Here is a 15,895-nt window from a genome sequence, read left to right on the forward strand (position 1 = left end):
TTTAATTCAGCTTGATATCTCAAATGTATTCCTTGAATCCAATTGGATAAAATTTCTGCTGTTAAAGAAGATTAAGACAAATTCATTTTCATAAAAACGATGATTGCCTAATCTTGTACCTTTAAAGCATGAATTTCAATTTGACCCGTATCGCCCCTACTCCAAGCGGATTTTTGCATTTGGGAAATGCTTTTTCTTTTTTGAAAACCAAAGCGCTCGCCGAAAAACATGGAGCCAAAATCTTACTTCGAATTGATGATTTGGATAGAGAACGATATCGTCCGGAGTATGTGCAGGACATATTTGACACGTTGGATTTTTTTGAAATCAAAATTGACCTCGGGCCAAAAAATGTGCAGGAGTTTGAAAATGAATGGTCTCAAGTCCACCGAATGGATAAGTACAGGGCCGCTCTCGACCAATTAAAGTCCACAGGGAAACTTTTTGCCTGTGACTGCTCACGAAAAAAAATCCAGCAGCTCGATCCTTCGGGATATTATTTAGGACAATGCATGGAACGTAGACTTCCTTATGACAAACCTGAAGTAGTATGGCGAATCGATACCGCTGAATCTGATTTTCTTCATTATATAGAATATCCAAAGCAACGGAAATCTAGTTTGATTCAGCAAGATTCGATGTTTTACATGGTTCGAAAAAAGGACGGTTTGCCAGCATATCAACTTACTTCCCTAGTAGATGATCTTTATTTTGGAGTTGATTTGATTATTAGAGGTAATGATTTATTTCCTTCTACTTTAGCCCAAATGGATTTGGCAAGAAATCTAGGAGCTGAAAAATTTAAAGAAATCACCTTTCATCACCATTCTTTGATTAAAAGTCCAAGTCAAGAAAAACTTTCCAAATCAGCGGGGTCAACATCAATTCAATTTCTGAGGAAGGCAGGAAAAACTTTAGCCGACATCCAAAATATGATTCCTACACGTTTGAATCCTGAAAATGATTTTCAAAATTGATTTTTATCATGCATATTCTAGGCAACTTAATGTTACTTGACCAAAAAAATAGATCATCCATAATATTAGGGTAAAAGTCACTTCGATGAAGTACTGGCATAGTGAAGAAAGATTGTTTGATTTCATCAAAACATAGCTTTATGATAAAAACCACACTCAAAGTTTACCGCAAATTCCAAAGTGCATTTTTGGATCTTTTGCCGATAGTCCTTGTAGTGATATTTTTTCAAACCCTAGTCTTGAAACAACCCTTTCCAGAGGTATTTGATATTGTCTTAGGACTACTTTTGGTAATCATGGGATTAGTTTTTTTTATTCAGGGATTAGAAATGGGCCTTTTTCCTATAGGTGAAAATCTTTCTTTCGCATTGACAAAAAAAGGAAGTGCTTTCTGGCTGTTCTCCTTTGCCTTTCTTTTGGGATTTTCTACGACCATTGCCGAACCTGCTCTAATTGCAGTGGCACAGGAAGCTGGAAAAGTAGCAGTAGATGGAGGGATTATTTCAGAAAGCGAACAATTCAATTATAGCATTGGACTTAGAATTTCAGTGGCGATTTCAGTTGGATTAGCGATTTTGCTAGGAGTAATTCGAATTATCAAAGGCTGGCCAATTTATTATCTGATCATCGGAGGATATCTGTTGGTTATGCTGATGACCATTTTTGCACCGGAAGAAATCATCGGAATCGCATATGATGCTGGAGGTGTCACTACTTCTACGATCACAGTCCCTTTGGTGACGGCCTTAGGGGTTGGTTTAGCTTCTGTTATCCAAGGAAGGAATCCCTTGTCTGACGGTTTCGGTTTGATTGCCTTGGCATCGCTTTTCCCTATGATATTTGTGATGGCGTATGGGATGATTATATTTTAACTATTGAATGAAAAGCGTAGAACTCATCATAGAATTTGGCTCCATTTTACTCACTACCATTGGGGATGTGGCTCCTATATTATTGTTGATTGCTTTCTATCAGATTCTGGTGATAAAAAAGCCAATTCCAAACCTTCGTAATGTCTTTTTGGGTTTTATTTTTGTCATTATTGGTTTGGCGATGTTTTTAATGGGGCTGGAAAAAGCACTTTTTCCGATTGGCAAACTGATGGCTCTACAACTTTCTTCACCTGAATTTGTAAAAACACATTCCTCCGAAGAACTCTATTGGGGCTCCTATTATTGGATTTATATTTTCGCGGCCTTAGTAGGTTTTTCTACCACCCTAGCCGAACCTGCCCTCAAAGCAGTGGCAATCAAAGCAAATTCTATCTCGGGGGGAAGTTTAAATGAATTTACGCTTAGACTTACTGTAGCCCTTGGCGCGGGCATCGCCTTGGCTATCGGGACATTCAGAATTGTAACTGGAACTCCCCTTTATTATTACCTATTAGTTTGTTACTTCATAGTAATTATTCAGACAATTTTCGCTCCAAAGAGCATGGTAGCTTTAGCCTATGACTCAGGTGGAGTTACTACTTCGACTGTTACCGTTCCAATCGTAGCCGCTTTAGGGTTAGGTCTTTCCTCATCAGTTGAAGGGAGCAACCCAGCCTTGGATGGATTTGGGTTAATCGCCCTCGTGTGCATGTTTCCGATTATTACAGTCTTAGGATATTTACAGATTATTGAGTTGATTAAGAAAGCATCCAAAAAACATCATACACCATGAAATTCAAAATTGTAATGACTTTAGTCAATCCTGAAATAACAGAAAAGGTCATAGAAACTGCAAAAAAAGCCGGGGCGACAGGTGATGTGGTTATCCCTGCAAGAGGCTCGGGTTCCTCACCTTCTACATTTCTTGGAGTTTCGATCACAGACAAAACAGACATTCTTTTATTCGTTGTAGAAGAACACATTGTCAATAAGGTGCTAGACGAAATCACTGTTAATTGCAAATTACAAGAGTCGGGAAATGGAATTGCGGTGGTTCTCAATGTTGAGCGTGTTGCAGGACTAGAAAAACAGATTGAAAATATAAAAGGAAAACTAAGAGAAGAAAACCTGTAAAAACCATAAAATGAAATCAAGCATGATCCCGTACGTACGGGATCACACACTGGGATGATTATCCACCATGCGAAGATTCCACCTGCCTGCCGGCAGGCAGGTGTGACCGATAAAATCAAATTATAAACACATGAAATCAAGCATGACCCTGTCGGTGTCCCACAGAGGAATGATCATCTGTCATGCGAAGATTCCATATGGCCTTTAAAAAAAAATTATAATCATATGAAAACTTTCAAAACAGCAAGTGAAATCGCTTCTCCGACCCTAGTTTATGTCGATGGCTTAGCATCAGTACGGGAGGCAATAGATTTGATGAGAGAAAAAAGGGTAGATTACCTATTCATCAAAAAAAGAAGTGAACAGGATGCCAACGGCATTGTAGTCATCTCGGATATCATTCGGGGAGTAATAGCTAAAGATCTCAAACCTGAAGAGGTCAGCGTATATGAAATCATGACCAAACCAGCATTGTCTATTCCTTCTACCCTAAACAGCCGCTACGTCTCCAGACTTCTCCTCAATTCAAAAATCACTGTCGCACCTGTGGAAGAAAATGGAAACTACATTGGGGTGATCCATTTGAGAGATATTGTATATACTTATTGAGAATATTTCTTTTGGAGAAGTTACTTTGCCTGAGGACGTATCTCTCTCGGGACACGAGTCCGATGACCGATGTCCGATGAATGCCAAAATCAAGTGTTTCGATGTATTTTCTACTCTATAATTTGAATTACCGGTAAAATTCTGAATATACATTCTATTGATTTTGCTTTCATCAATAAATAAGATGTAAAAAAGCCCGAAAATGAATTTCCGGGCTGGTATTCTTATAGATCAAGGTTTGCCTAGTATTTAGCAGGCTGATTTGGGGCTACAGCAGACTTTTGGATAAACTGTCGGATATCTTCATTTGAAGTCGCCAAATCCTCAGCTCTCAAATACATCATGTGACCTGATCGATAGCCTTTCCAATCAATTCTAGCTTTCATTTTTCCATTCGGATCGATGTGCCAAATACTGTATTTGGCATTAAAGTAATCTGTTCCGCCATCGAAATATCCCGACTGAACCATCAGATGTAAGTAAGGATTTTGACGCATTGCAGTCCCCAAATCATAACCCGTAGTCTCATTGCTTCGATCCCAAGGATGTACCGGTCCAAAAAGGTTATAGGTCAAATCGGTATTGAATTTCAGGACGTTTTTGGCATAAATCTGGAATGCTGGCGCAAAAGCATGATTCCAGCTTGTCAATGCCGGATCAAAATCATATCTCTCTCCACCCTCCATTCTATCAAAACCTTTGTATCGACTATCCAACCGACCGATGGTCATGCCATCACGCTCTCGAAGCAATTCTTTCCAAAAGAAACTGGTAGGAACCATCAAGTTGTGTTGAAGGATTGACTCTTTACTCAAACCAGAGTAATAGGCCATTTTGGTAGCGATGGCATCACGCTCGGAGTCAGAAAGCAGTCCTCCTTTTGACATGGCGGGCAGTATTTCATTTAAGGCCATCGGTTCAACAATTGACAAAATCTCATCCAGGTCTTTGGCTTGCAAATCTGCGGGAAGTGCTTTGTGATACCAAGCCGTGGCGGCATAGTATGGCCAATAATTAGCCATTTTTATAGGCCCTACTCGTTCGATTCCCATATCGGTAGGCGAAACCAAAATCACCCCGTTGAAATACATCCAATGAGAATTTTGAAGTTCTGACACCAATCCAGCCACTCGTGTGGTGCCATAGCTTTCACCAATCAGGTATTTTGGAGATGCCCAACGATTGGCACGGGTTACAAAGGTATTCACCCAATCTGCCAGATATTTGATATCCGAATTAATTCCAAAAAATGTTGCTTTTGGTGTGTCTTCTTTTACAATTCTGGAGTACCCGGTATTGACAGGATCGACATAGACAATGTCTGCGACATCAAGGATAGAATGTGGATTGGCTTTGGTCCCATAAGGCTGCACAGGATATCCCTCATCATCAATTTTCAAAATCACGGGACCTGTATACGCCAAGTGCATCCAAATTGAGGCTGAACCCGGACCTCCATTGAAGCTGATCACCAAGGGTCTGGAAGTCTTGTCGGCAACATCTGTTCGCTCATAATACGTGTAAAATAAGGATGCAATGGGTTCCCCTTTTTCATCCCAAACAGGTTGAGTGCCAGCGGTTGCTCTATACGGTACTCGCTTGCCTTTGATCGTGACTTCATTCGTCGTCTCCACTTTGGATTCTACTGGGATTTTTCTAATCTCTTGAGCAGAGGAAATGCTGCAAACAAAGACAGATAGCAGGATAAAGTAAGTTTTTCTCATAGAGATAAGGTGGGTTAAAGTAATTAGCCAAAGAAATTAAAGGGATCTGTTTCAAATATCTCAACCTATTTACAGGAACGGATGTAGGCTTATTTTTCCTTTCCACCAGCACCTATCAAACGAGCAATAACAATTGCGGGATAGAGTATTCCAACCATCGATAAAAATACCGATAGCATTTTAGAAGCAATATTCACAGGGACAAAGTCCCCAAAACCCACTGTAGTTACTGAGACCATCGAAAAATAGATATAGGTCGAAAAATCTGAATCCACTCCTGATAATTCAACCGTATCAGAAATGGAATCTCCCATTATTAACTGAATCACCTCAAATCCAAATGCGCCATAAATTGCGACCAAAAGGTACACATTGACCGCACCCATGATTCGATAAGTGTTGGATTCATGATCTTTGAACAAAAGCCTGATATTCAAAAATATAAATGCTGCCATATTTAGAAGACCTATGATTCGCTCCGCTAAATAAAAGTCAATTGGCAAATCACTAAATCTTATGATTCTAAGTGATAACTGTACGAGAAAAAGAATGCTCGTAAAAAAGACCAATAATTTAGTGTCGGAGGACCAAATTCCAACAAAAAACAGAAATACAAATACCGCATTTACAAAGACAAAATTCACATGACCAAGCTCAATGAGAATTGGAAGGATAAATACTGTGAAGATTAATGAAATCAATAGAGAAATTATGCTGACTTCAGTCAACCAATTTTCGGTTATTTTATCTATTAGGTTTTTCATTAGCTAAGAAGGAATTTAAACATTGATAATTCCTTCTAATACCGCAACCGCTCGACCTTTAATAGCAACTCGATCATCGTGCTTTTCAATAAATAATTCCCCTCCTCTTTTACTTGCTTGAAACGCTTTGATTTGAGTCAATCCTGCCTTTTGATTCCAATAATCCATCAATGCACAATGGGCAAAACCCGTCACAGGATCCTCTGGTACGCCAACATTCGGCCCGAAAAATCTGCTCACGATATCATATTCCCCATCCCCTCTTGCTGTGATGATAAATCCCTCCTCACTGTTTTTTGCTATTTCGGAAAAGTCCGGAATGAGCTCACGCACAGCTTTTTCACTTTCCAGTTCGAAAATCCAGTTCTTTTTCAGTTGAGCAGCGTGGAGGATCGCATGTCCAAAAAGCTCAGTACTGAAATAAGGATGAATGTCTGTAAAAGTGGGAATCAATGGGAAATCCATATTTAGCCACTCCCCTTCGCTTTTGACTCGAAGTTCTCCACTTTTGGTTGCAAAATGAATAGTCTCTCCTGCTTGTGCCCAACCCATTTGCAACATCCAAAAAGATGAAGCTAAAGTGGCATGACCGCAAAGATCAATTTCCAATGTTGGGGTAAACCATCTCAAAGAAAAGAATCCCGGCATGGACGTTTTTTGCACAAATGCAGTTTCACTTAAATTCATTTCCATGGCTATGGATTGCATCTGATCGGATGAAATTGGGTTTTCTAACAAACAAACTCCTGCCGGATTCCCGGCAAAAGGCCTGTCTGTAAATGCGTCAATGACAGTAATGGGGATTTTCATTAGTCAGTACCTTTCTTTTAGGATGTTTACATGATGCATAGTATGCCCCACTATAATCCAAAATAGCCCTCTGGGAGTAATTGGATTACCATTGGAATTTCCGACTTTATCCAAAACACTTTCGTCCATGGTTTGGGTTAAAGTAATAAGAGCATTTCGTTGTGCCTCAAAGTCTTTCAGCAGCAAATCCACGGAAACATGATTAAACTTACCTGCAACCACATAGGGATCCTGATCAAATCCTGGAAGCGCTTTTTGCTCTCCTCTTGCAATACACAATGCCCGAAAAGTCATGATTCTGTCAGTATCAAGTATATGACCCAAGACTTCTTTTGGGGACCATTTTCCTTCTGCATAAGGCTTTGTGTTCCAACATTCTTCTTTTGACTGAAAACACTCCCTCAATTCGCTTACCTGACGCAGAATGTGCCCTGAGAAATTGTCATCTTTAATTTTGGAAATATAGATTTCATAATAGGAAGGATATTCGCCTTTTCTAGGCAATGAAAATATGTTCATGTAAAATATGTAAGGGTTTGGTAGTAATGGGATAAATTTAGGACTTAGCTTATAACCATACATATGATGTGTAAAATTTTATTTACTCTTTTTCTGGGGCTTCTTTCTTGGGGCGCTTCTGCTCAGAATGCAGTCATCAGAAATCCAAAAATCGAAAAACTTGTTTTTGAAGTATCCTCAGACTCGCTCAAAAAATATATTTATGATTTGACAAGTTTTCACACGCGCCATACTTTAAGTCAGGATGAAAAAATAGGAATGCCGGCTGCTCAGCGCTATGTTTTATCCAAATTCAACACGTTTGCAAAGACTTCAAATGGTAGAATGTCGGCTGCGATCGAGCAATTCACCATTCCTTCTGATGGAAGACGGATCACCAAGGATGCACCAGGTGCAAATGTAATCGCCACTCTAAAAGGTACAAATCCCGCAGATGATCGAATTTTTATCATCTCCGGTCACCTCGATTCCAGAAATAAAGATGTTATGGATGCCGAAGGTGGTGCTCCGGGAGCAAATGATGACGGCAGCGGAGTAGCCGTGGTCATCGAATTAGCAAGGGTAATGGCCAAAATGGAATTCTCAGCTACTGTTCTTTTTGTAGCTTTTACAGGAGAAGAACAAGGACTCAAAGGAGCAACCTATCTGGCAGACAAAGCGAAAGCTGAAGGTTGGAATATTGCAGGAATCCTTAATAATGATATTGTAGGCAACAGTAAATCAAGTGACACTGATATTAGTGATAATACTAAAGTTCGTGTCTTCTCAGAAACAATCCCCCTGGCAGAAGACGAGCGTCAAGCTGCAAATCGTCGCTACATCAATGCCGACAATGACAGCAAATCCCGACAACTCGCTCGCTATATCAAGGAAGTTGGGGAGCGATACGTTGATCAGATGGAGGTTAAGTTGATCTACAGGAGTGATCGTTTTCTGAGAGGTGGCGATCAAACTCCATTTTTGAGAAATGGCTTTACAGCTATCAGGATGTCAGAAATGAATGAAAACTTCTACCAACAGCATGAAAACGTGAGAGTTGAAAATGGTATCCAATATGGTGATTTGCCTGAATTCATGGATTTCGAATATTTAAGAAAAGTTTCTGCTGTAAATCTGGCTGCTGCGGCTTCACTTGCAAATTCAGCAGGAATGCCTGAGGATGTGCAGATAGATGTGAGAGGATTAAGCAATAAGTCAATTTTGCTTTGGAAAGCTCCGAAAATTGGGAAGGCGAAGGGTTATTATGTATTAATGCGTGAGACTTCATCACCTGTTTGGGAGAAAAAGTTCTTTACCACAGAAACTACCCTAACAATCCCCTATTCCAAAGACAATTATTTCTTCGCTGTTCAATCAGTTACAGAAAGTGGGGAGGAAAGTTTGGCTGTATTTCCTTCTCCAATGACCCGATAAGGATTACTTAAAACAATTCTAAATTTACCCTGTAAGAAGGATAATGGGAACTTAATAAAGTTCAATAGGTTAAGTTTATATAATAATTCCATTTACTATGAAACACAAAGAAATCGTAACGCTTCAGCGTTCCCTACTCCACGATACAGAAGCCCTACTCAATCAACAAGTAGAAATGGAAGGGAAATCTTCCGCCTACTATCTTTCGATGGCATCTTGGTGCCACATGATGGGCTATGCTAATGCTGCCAAATACCTCTATACTCATGCTGATGAGGAAAGAATGCACATGATGAAGATATTTCAATATATCAACGAAGCAGGAGGACATGCCATACAGCCAGAAATCACCGGAGTTCGTCATCACTTCAATTCCTTAAGAGAAGTATTTGAATTGATCTTGGAGCATGAAATTAAAGTCACCAAATCTATCAACAGCATTGTTGATCATGCGTTTACCGCAAAGGATTTTGCTACGTTCAGCTTCATGCAATGGTATGTGACCGAACAGCGCGAAGAAGAAACCATGTCCAGAAGAGCTCTTGAGCTATTCGAAATCATAGGAGAAGAAGGCATTGGCCTTTGGACCATCGATCAGGAGCTTGGAAAACTTCATTCTGCAGCCGAAGCTGGGGCATAAATTCCAAAAGAAAATCAACTAAAAAGCGACTCAGGTCGCTTTTTTTGTTTTCAAAATGATTTGGAACCTTCTTGTATTAGTTTTTGCAACTGATTTTAAAGTATATCATTTGCTGGAAAACCTTTTGTGAAGAATCAAAATATTAGCTTTTAGCAAAAACTGCGATTTTCTGAATTTGATTTAAATTCTTTGGGAAAATGGACTAAAAACAAACAAGCGGATAAGTACACCCAATTATTCATGGTGCTTTTGATGAAATAAATTCATTCAAAAAAACACCATGAACTCAAACACAAAAAATTACTCGACCACCCTTCAGCTTCCCTTCTTAAAAACCGGTTTAATCCTGGCTGGAGTTTTTGCTTTAGCATTCTTTTTTAAAGACACGTCCGCCTATTTAGTCTTTCTGTTTTTCGGAGGCTGGCTTTGCTGGACCTATGTGGAATATGCTGTTCACAGGTTCCTCCTGCATGAATTGATCGTTCCGGGAAAAAGAGATTCATTCCACCATCATGAGCACCATGTCAATCCACAGAATATTAAGATTAGTTTCCTCCATCGAACTTTGACTCTGATTCTTGGAATTGGAGTTATTTGGATTGCCCTGAGACTTAATAACTTTTTCAGCATTTTTGCCGGATTCTTCACGGGCTTTTTGATGTATAGTTTTCTTCACTATTTATTACATCAGCCCTATTGCAAGTTCATTTTACCAAAAATTCAGAGGGCGCACATTCTCCATCACACCACCCATCCAAATCAAGGTTACAGCTTTAGTACTATCCTTTGGGACTGGCTTTATGGCACGCTACCACCTTCGAGCGTGGAGATTTCCGGAAAAATGAAAAAATTCTATTTTGAATCGGATAGAATTCAAATTCAGAAAAATGAAAATCAAAAGTCTATCCAATCATGAAGCGACTATTGTAGAAAAAATGAATAGACAAATTGGATTTGGTTTCTCATTTAAGAAAACCAAATAACATACTAATTAATTGGAGGTAATAAAAAGAGGCAGAAGCCTCTTTTTGTTTATGTATAGAATCATATTTTTTCTTTGAATAACTTAATTTTATTGTTTTGGCTTTCTTTTAAAAAACATTTTAAAAACATTTTAATATTTTGTTTATATAGTTATATCAAAATAAACTATCATAGTAAAAGCCTAAATCCATAGAAAATTTTTTTCAATATTGAATAATAATTTTTCTTTTTATACATTCAAATACATTTTTATGAGTATAAACTTAAAATCTATTTCATTATGACAATCTCATCCAGCATCCAGGCTCAGTTTTTCAATAGCCTCAAGACAGCCATTCCCTCTTATGCTTCCTTAGTTGACGAAGTCGCAGAAACCTTGAACTTAAGTATGGACAGTGCCTACCGAAGAATTCGAGGCGAAAAGCTTCTGGACTTCGAGGAATTAAGAATCCTTTGCCAGCGGTTCAACATTTCCTTGGACAAGTTTTTCAGTTTGAATTCCGACTCCATCATGTTCCAGGGCAAAACCAACTCCTATCAAGATGACAGTTTCATGGAGTGGATGGAAGATGTGTTGGACCAACTAAACTTGGTGAATAGCTTTAGTCATAAACATGTCTATTTTCTGGTTAAGGATATGCCTCCTTTCCATCATTATTTTCACCCCGCTTTGGCAGGATTCAAATTTTTCTTTTGGATGAAGTCCATCCTTTTATTTGAAAATTTAAAACATGTCAAGTTCTCGATCCAAGACAATCATTTTGAGAAATACCGGGATATCACTCAAAAAACTATTAAGATTTATAACCGAGTACCTACTTCAGAAATTTGGAATGAAGAGGGTCTAAATACCACGCTGAGACAGATCGAAGTATATCATGAAATGGGCATAATCAAAAATGGTGAAGATACCCTACGCCTTTACAACTGTGTTTTAGAGGTAATCGATCATTTGGAAAAAATGGCTGAATCGGGAAAAAAATCCATATTCGGTCAGGCCCCAACAGAAGATAGCGCAGAATATAAAATGTATCTAAATGAAATCGTGTTAGGAGACAATACCTTTATGGCGGAATTGGGAGATACAAAAATCACCTATCTCAATCACAGTGTCATGTATTTCATTGGATCTATGGATACCAAATTCAATGAATCAATGTTTCGAAACCTTGAAAACCTGATGAAAAGATCCACTCTAATCAGTGGAACAGGTGAGAAAGAGCGAAAACAATTTTTCAATAAACTCAGGAAAAAAGTCGAAGCAAAGATTTCCAAAGTAGACCTCAGGATTGATGTTAACAATTAACCCTTGGGTAGAATTTCCTTTTTGGGTTAACTTGGAGGCATGAAAACACTATCGCTTCTATATTTTCTTTTTTTATTAAGTTTTACTGTTTCATGCGATTCGCCCAAAGAATCAGCACAAGAAGAATTTTCAGCGAACACCCAAGTCATTTTTTCAAATCCTGAACCTCCTCAGAAAGAGCCTGGAATGGTGTGGATTCCAGGAGGAAAATTCACCATGGGTACTAACGAAGCTGATGCCTATCCGGCAGAAAAACCTGCTGTCCAAGTTGAAGTAAAAGGGTATTGGATAGACACGCACGAAGTGACTAATTCCGAATATGCCAAATTTGTCTCAGCAACAGGATACATTACACTTGCTGAAAGAAAACCAGAGTGGGAAGAACTGAAGAAGCAGCTTCCTCCAGGCACTCCTAAACCCGATGAATCGATTTTGGTGGCAGGATCTATGGTCTTCACGCCTCCTCCTACCCCAGTGCCGACCTCCGATATTTCACTTTGGTGGAAGTGGGTAAATGGAGCAAGTTGGAAGCATCCCGAAGGTCCTAGAAGTTCAATTGAAGGCAAGGAGAATCATCCTGTAGTTCACATTGCTTTTGAAGATGCTGAAGCTTATGCCAAATGGGCGGGAAAAAGGTTGCCTACCGAATTTGAATGGGAATTTGCAGCCAGAGGTGGTGTGAACGGAAAGCGTTTTGCCTGGGGCGATGAACTCACTCCCAACGGACAATATTTGGCCAATACTTTTCAGGGTGTTTTTCCCCATAACAATGAAGGAAAAGATGGATTTTTAGGTACAGCTCCAGTAGGATCTTTTGCCCCAAATGCGTTTGGATTACACGACATGATTGGGAATGTTTGGGAATTAACGGCCGATTGGTATGATGCTTTGAAATACGCCCGGATTGCAGGGCAAGCGCCGAAGCTGGATGCTGGAATGAATCCTTGCTATAATCCTGATAATCCCTTTGCGATGGAACGAGTGATGAAAGGTGGGTCGTACCTCTGTGCTGCAAATTATTGTGTGAATTATCGCCCCTCTGCAAGACAAGGGACAGCTTATGACTCAGGCACTTCCAATGTCGGTTTTCGATTGGTAAAGGATGCTCCAAATTCTACTTTAGGTTTAAACAATTAGCAGACAATTAAGCTTTTAAACAGAAATTTCTTAACCTTTCTTTTTAATTCCTCTATGAAAAAACTTCAACCCATTTTCCTCTTGATTTTTCTCTTGGCAGGAACCACTTCATTTGCCCAGCTTACTCCGGGTTTTTCTCCAAAAGAATATAAAGATTTCCTCGGCATCACCGCCGGCAGTGTGCAGGATTCTATCTTCACAAAAGGGATCCCGCAAAATCCTAACCTAAAGAGAATCTATGAATCTCCACTGGTTGGTTTGGAAAACAAGTGGTATCTCTGGATCGATCAAACTCAAAAAATAGCTTGGCTGACCATTCGCGGGACGGCAAATAGTCCCACTTCCTGGTTGGCTAATTTTTATTCTGCTATGATTCCTGCACAGGGAAAAATGCAGATTTCTGATACCAATACCTTTGAATATAATTTTAGCAAGGATCCAAAAGCTGCTGTGCATATTGGTTGGACTTTGTCAACAGGTGCCTTAGCGGAAACTTTGGTCCCTAAAATGGACTCACTTTATACTGCTGGTTACCGCGACTTTGTGGTGTCGGGTCATAGCCAAGGTGGTGCTATTTCTTACCTCATGACAGCGCACCTTTATCACCTGAATGAGAGCGGAAGATGGAAAGAGCCTATCCGCATCAAGACTTATGCGAGTGCTGCACCAAAGCCGGGAAATCTTTATTTCGCCTATCATTACGAATTCATTACCAGAGGAGGATGGGCCTTCAATGTGGTAAATGGAGCAGATTGGGTTCCGGAGACACCATTTTCAGTTCAGACAGTGAATGATTTCAATACGACAAACCCTTTTACAGACGCTAAAGCTTTTATCAAGAAACAGAAATTTCCCAAAAATCTAATCTTCAAAAAGGTCTACAACAACATCGATAATCCCACCCAACGAGCAAAAAATAAGTTTCAAAAATACTTAGGTAAGTATGCTGGAAAAGAAGTGATCAAAACCCTTCCAGCTTATGAGGCCCCGACATTTTTTAATAGTAATCATTTCACTCGCGCCGGAAACTTCATCATTTTATACCCGGATGAGGCCTATTACAAGGTATTTCCCAACGAAAAGGATAAGGTGTTCAAGCACCACGCACTTCAACCTTATTTATTTTTACTGCAGAGAGAATATCCAGAGTAAAGCCTATTCAATCTAAGATAATGGGCAGTGCTAGGATTTTTCAATACCCTTTGATCATACGTGCAATATATTTACCTACAATATCAAATTCCAGATTGACCAAATCTCCAACTTGAAGTTGATGAAAATTGGTGTGCTCATAGGTGTAAGGAATAATTGCCACCGAAAACTTACCAGGATTTGAGTTGAAGCAAGTCAAGCTAGTTCCGTTGATAGTTATCGAACCCTTTTCCACGGTTACATTTCCAGTGGATTGCTCAAACTCAAAATCGAAAATCCATGAACCGTCCTGATCCACAATTTGCTTGACCACTCCTGTCTGATCGACATGTCCCTGAACTATGTGCCCATCAAACCTCCCATTTGCTGGCATGCATCTTTCAAGATTAACTTTCTTGCCTACATTCCATCCGGCCAGATTTGTTTTGGTGATGGTCTCATCAATTGCTGTAACTCGGTAATTCTCTGGACTCACATGGACCACGGTTAGGCAAACTCCGTCATGAGCCAAGGATTGATCAACTCTTAACTCAGATGTGATCGATGAGTCCAAATCAAAATGAACGTTACTTCCCTCACGAGTGATTTTCTTTATGGTCCCAAAAGACTCTATTATTCCTGTAAACATGATGTAAAATTAAACTTCAATGGATCAATTGGATAAGCAAAAAATGCCTATCTGGGTTCAAAGTAAGGCAAATATTCATTTATCTTCGAGCACTTATCCCCCACCATCATGCTAAAACTTGAAGATACTTATTTGCACAAAGGAAAACGTCGTGCTCTTGTCGCCGAACTCCGTGCAAAAGGCATCAAAAGTGAGCGAGTCTTGGAGGCAATTAACAACCTACCGCGTCATTTTTTCTTCGATTCAGCCTTGATTTCTCATGCTTATGAAGACAAGGCTTTTCCGATCGGTGAAGGGCAAACGATCTCCCAACCCTACACTGTGGCTTTTCAAACGGAACTTTTGAATATCAAACCGGGTGACAAAGTCCTTGAAATTGGAACAGGTTCGGGATATCAAGGAACCATTTTGCACTTGTTAGGCGCTGAAGTTTTTACGATTGAATACCAAAAGAAACTTTTTGACGGAACCCAGCGATTTCTAAAACGCCTCGGAATTGAGTTGCATCTATTTTATGGAGATGGGACAGGTGGCCTGCCTCAACATGCCCCTTATGACAAAATTATCGTCACTGCAGGTGCCCCAGTAGTTCCCGAAGCACTGATTCAGCAGCTGAAAGTTGGAGGAATTTTGGTAATCCCAGTTGGGGATCGGAAAAGACAAGCCATGGTCAAAATCACCAAAAAATCAGGAAAAGAGACTGTCAGAGAAGAATTTGAAGGGTTTGCCTTTGTGCCGCTTTTGGGAAAATATGGGTGGAAGTAGGAGGATTGGAAGTTTGTTAGTGGTATGTGGTGAAAAGTAAGTGGTAAGTGGTGAAAAGTAAGTGGTAAGTAGGCAGTCGCAGTTGGCAGTTTTCTCTGGAAATAGGAGGTTTGGATGTTGGGAAGCAAGGAAGTTGGGAAGGCTCTACTCAATCCTATGTTTCTTCAAATCAGCGGTATTCAGCGTTAATAATCAGCGGACATCTGCGGGAAACCAAATCCGAAATCCCAAATTGCAAAAATGTTAAAATCCTACTCCTTACAACTAACTACTTACATCTTACTGCTTACTTTTTCAGAGGGGTAAATGGTCAATTGTAAGTGGTGAGTAGGCAGTCGCAGTTGGCAGTTTTCTCTGGAAATAGGAGGTTTGGATGTTGGGAAGCAAGGAAGTTGGGAAGGCTCTACTCAATCCTATGTTTCTTCAAATCAGCGGTATTCAGCGTTAATAATCAGCGGACA

General features: G+C 39.7%; 17 protein-coding genes. 12 read left to right on the forward strand and 5 right to left on the reverse strand.

Annotated elements, in window-relative coordinates; all coding sequences use genetic code 11:
• The first annotated feature begins 128 nt into the window (after positions 1-128).
• From ACK4HU_RS01655 to ACK4HU_RS01675, 5 genes are all read left to right on the forward strand, one after another.
• A complete protein-coding gene (locus ACK4HU_RS01655) occupies positions 129-977 on the forward strand; it encodes a glutamate--tRNA ligase family protein (RefSeq protein WP_409803093.1) in 849 nt (282 codons plus the stop codon).
• A gap of 140 nt (positions 978-1,117) precedes the next feature.
• Positions 1,118-1,849 (forward strand): DUF1538 family protein, encoded by a 732-nt coding sequence (locus ACK4HU_RS01660; RefSeq protein WP_409803094.1) that lies wholly within the window; start codon positions 1,118-1,120, stop codon positions 1,847-1,849.
• A 7-nt stretch (positions 1,850-1,856) separates the two neighbouring features.
• On the forward strand, positions 1,857-2,642 hold the full coding sequence (locus ACK4HU_RS01665) for a DUF1538 domain-containing protein (RefSeq protein WP_409803095.1): 786 nt from the start codon (positions 1,857-1,859) through the stop codon (positions 2,640-2,642).
• Positions 2,639-2,983: a P-II family nitrogen regulator gene (locus tag ACK4HU_RS01670; protein WP_409803096.1), complete on the forward strand. Its 345-nt coding sequence runs from the start codon at positions 2,639-2,641 to the stop codon at positions 2,981-2,983. The genes ACK4HU_RS01665 and ACK4HU_RS01670 overlap by 4 nt, the downstream gene beginning before the upstream one ends.
• Before the next feature lie 225 nt (positions 2,984-3,208).
• Positions 3,209-3,592 (forward strand): CBS domain-containing protein, encoded by a 384-nt coding sequence (locus ACK4HU_RS01675; RefSeq protein ID WP_409803097.1) that lies wholly within the window; start codon positions 3,209-3,211, stop codon positions 3,590-3,592.
• 242 nt (positions 3,593-3,834) lie between these two features.
• Here ACK4HU_RS01675 and ACK4HU_RS01680 read toward each other — a convergent pair whose 3' ends face one another.
• The 4 genes from ACK4HU_RS01680 to ACK4HU_RS01695 all read right to left on the reverse strand — a co-directional run bounded on the left by ACK4HU_RS01680 (position 3,835) and on the right by ACK4HU_RS01695 (position 7,409).
• Positions 3,835-5,316, reverse strand: a complete 1,482-nt coding sequence (locus ACK4HU_RS01680) for a S10 family peptidase (RefSeq protein ID WP_409803098.1) — start codon at positions 5,314-5,316, stop codon at positions 3,835-3,837.
• A gap of 89 nt (positions 5,317-5,405) precedes the next feature.
• Positions 5,406-6,080, reverse strand: coding sequence for a potassium channel family protein (locus ACK4HU_RS01685; RefSeq protein ID WP_409803099.1), 675 nt, complete (start codon positions 6,078-6,080; stop codon positions 5,406-5,408).
• A gap of 15 nt (positions 6,081-6,095) precedes the next feature.
• Positions 6,096-6,890, reverse strand: coding sequence for a PhzF family phenazine biosynthesis protein (locus ACK4HU_RS01690; RefSeq protein ID WP_409803100.1), 795 nt, complete (start codon positions 6,888-6,890; stop codon positions 6,096-6,098).
• A 3-nt stretch (positions 6,891-6,893) separates the two neighbouring features.
• On the reverse strand, positions 6,894-7,409 hold the full coding sequence (locus tag ACK4HU_RS01695) for a DinB family protein (RefSeq protein ID WP_409803101.1): 516 nt from the start codon (positions 7,407-7,409) through the stop codon (positions 6,894-6,896).
• A gap of 66 nt (positions 7,410-7,475) precedes the next feature.
• Between ACK4HU_RS01695 and ACK4HU_RS01700 the strand changes: the two genes are divergently transcribed.
• The 6 genes from ACK4HU_RS01700 (at position 7,476) to ACK4HU_RS01725 (ending at position 14,041) form a co-directional block, all read left to right on the forward strand.
• The gene (locus ACK4HU_RS01700; RefSeq protein ID WP_409803200.1) at positions 7,476-8,822 is read left to right on the forward strand and encodes a M20/M25/M40 family metallo-hydrolase; all 1,347 of its coding nucleotides are present in this window, start codon (positions 7,476-7,478) and stop codon (positions 8,820-8,822) included.
• A 97-nt stretch (positions 8,823-8,919) separates the two neighbouring features.
• Positions 8,920-9,462, forward strand: coding sequence for a ferritin (locus tag ACK4HU_RS01705; protein WP_409803102.1), 543 nt, complete (start codon positions 8,920-8,922; stop codon positions 9,460-9,462).
• Positions 9,463-9,742: 280 nt separating this feature from the next.
• The gene (locus ACK4HU_RS01710; protein WP_409803103.1) at positions 9,743-10,378 is read left to right on the forward strand and encodes a sterol desaturase family protein; all 636 of its coding nucleotides are present in this window, start codon (positions 9,743-9,745) and stop codon (positions 10,376-10,378) included.
• A gap of 348 nt (positions 10,379-10,726) precedes the next feature.
• Positions 10,727-11,752 carry a hypothetical protein gene (locus ACK4HU_RS01715; RefSeq protein ID WP_409803104.1) on the forward strand — a complete coding sequence of 342 codons (1,026 nt, stop codon included), beginning with the start codon at positions 10,727-10,729 and terminating at the stop codon, positions 11,750-11,752.
• A 39-nt stretch (positions 11,753-11,791) separates the two neighbouring features.
• Positions 11,792-12,889, forward strand: a complete 1,098-nt coding sequence (locus ACK4HU_RS01720) for a formylglycine-generating enzyme family protein (RefSeq protein WP_409803105.1) — start codon at positions 11,792-11,794, stop codon at positions 12,887-12,889.
• 54 nt (positions 12,890-12,943) lie between these two features.
• Positions 12,944-14,041, forward strand: a complete 1,098-nt coding sequence (locus ACK4HU_RS01725; RefSeq protein ID WP_409803106.1) for a lipase family protein — start codon at positions 12,944-12,946, stop codon at positions 14,039-14,041.
• Between the two features lie 40 nt (positions 14,042-14,081).
• On the opposite strand, the gene ACK4HU_RS01730 is transcribed toward ACK4HU_RS01725, so the two are convergent.
• Entirely contained in the window at positions 14,082-14,669 is a 588-nt protein-coding gene (locus tag ACK4HU_RS01730) for a riboflavin synthase (protein WP_409803107.1), read from the reverse strand.
• A 108-nt stretch (positions 14,670-14,777) separates the two neighbouring features.
• On the opposite strand from ACK4HU_RS01730, the gene ACK4HU_RS01735 reads away from it, so the two are divergent.
• Positions 14,778-15,434, forward strand: a complete 657-nt coding sequence (locus tag ACK4HU_RS01735; RefSeq protein ID WP_409803108.1) for a protein-L-isoaspartate(D-aspartate) O-methyltransferase — start codon at positions 14,778-14,780, stop codon at positions 15,432-15,434.
• The last annotated feature ends 461 nt before the right edge of the window (positions 15,435-15,895 follow it).

Origin of the sequence: Algoriphagus sp. (assembly GCF_046296635.1) — a bacterium.
Classification (GTDB): Bacteria; Bacteroidota; Bacteroidia; order Cytophagales; family Cyclobacteriaceae; genus Algoriphagus.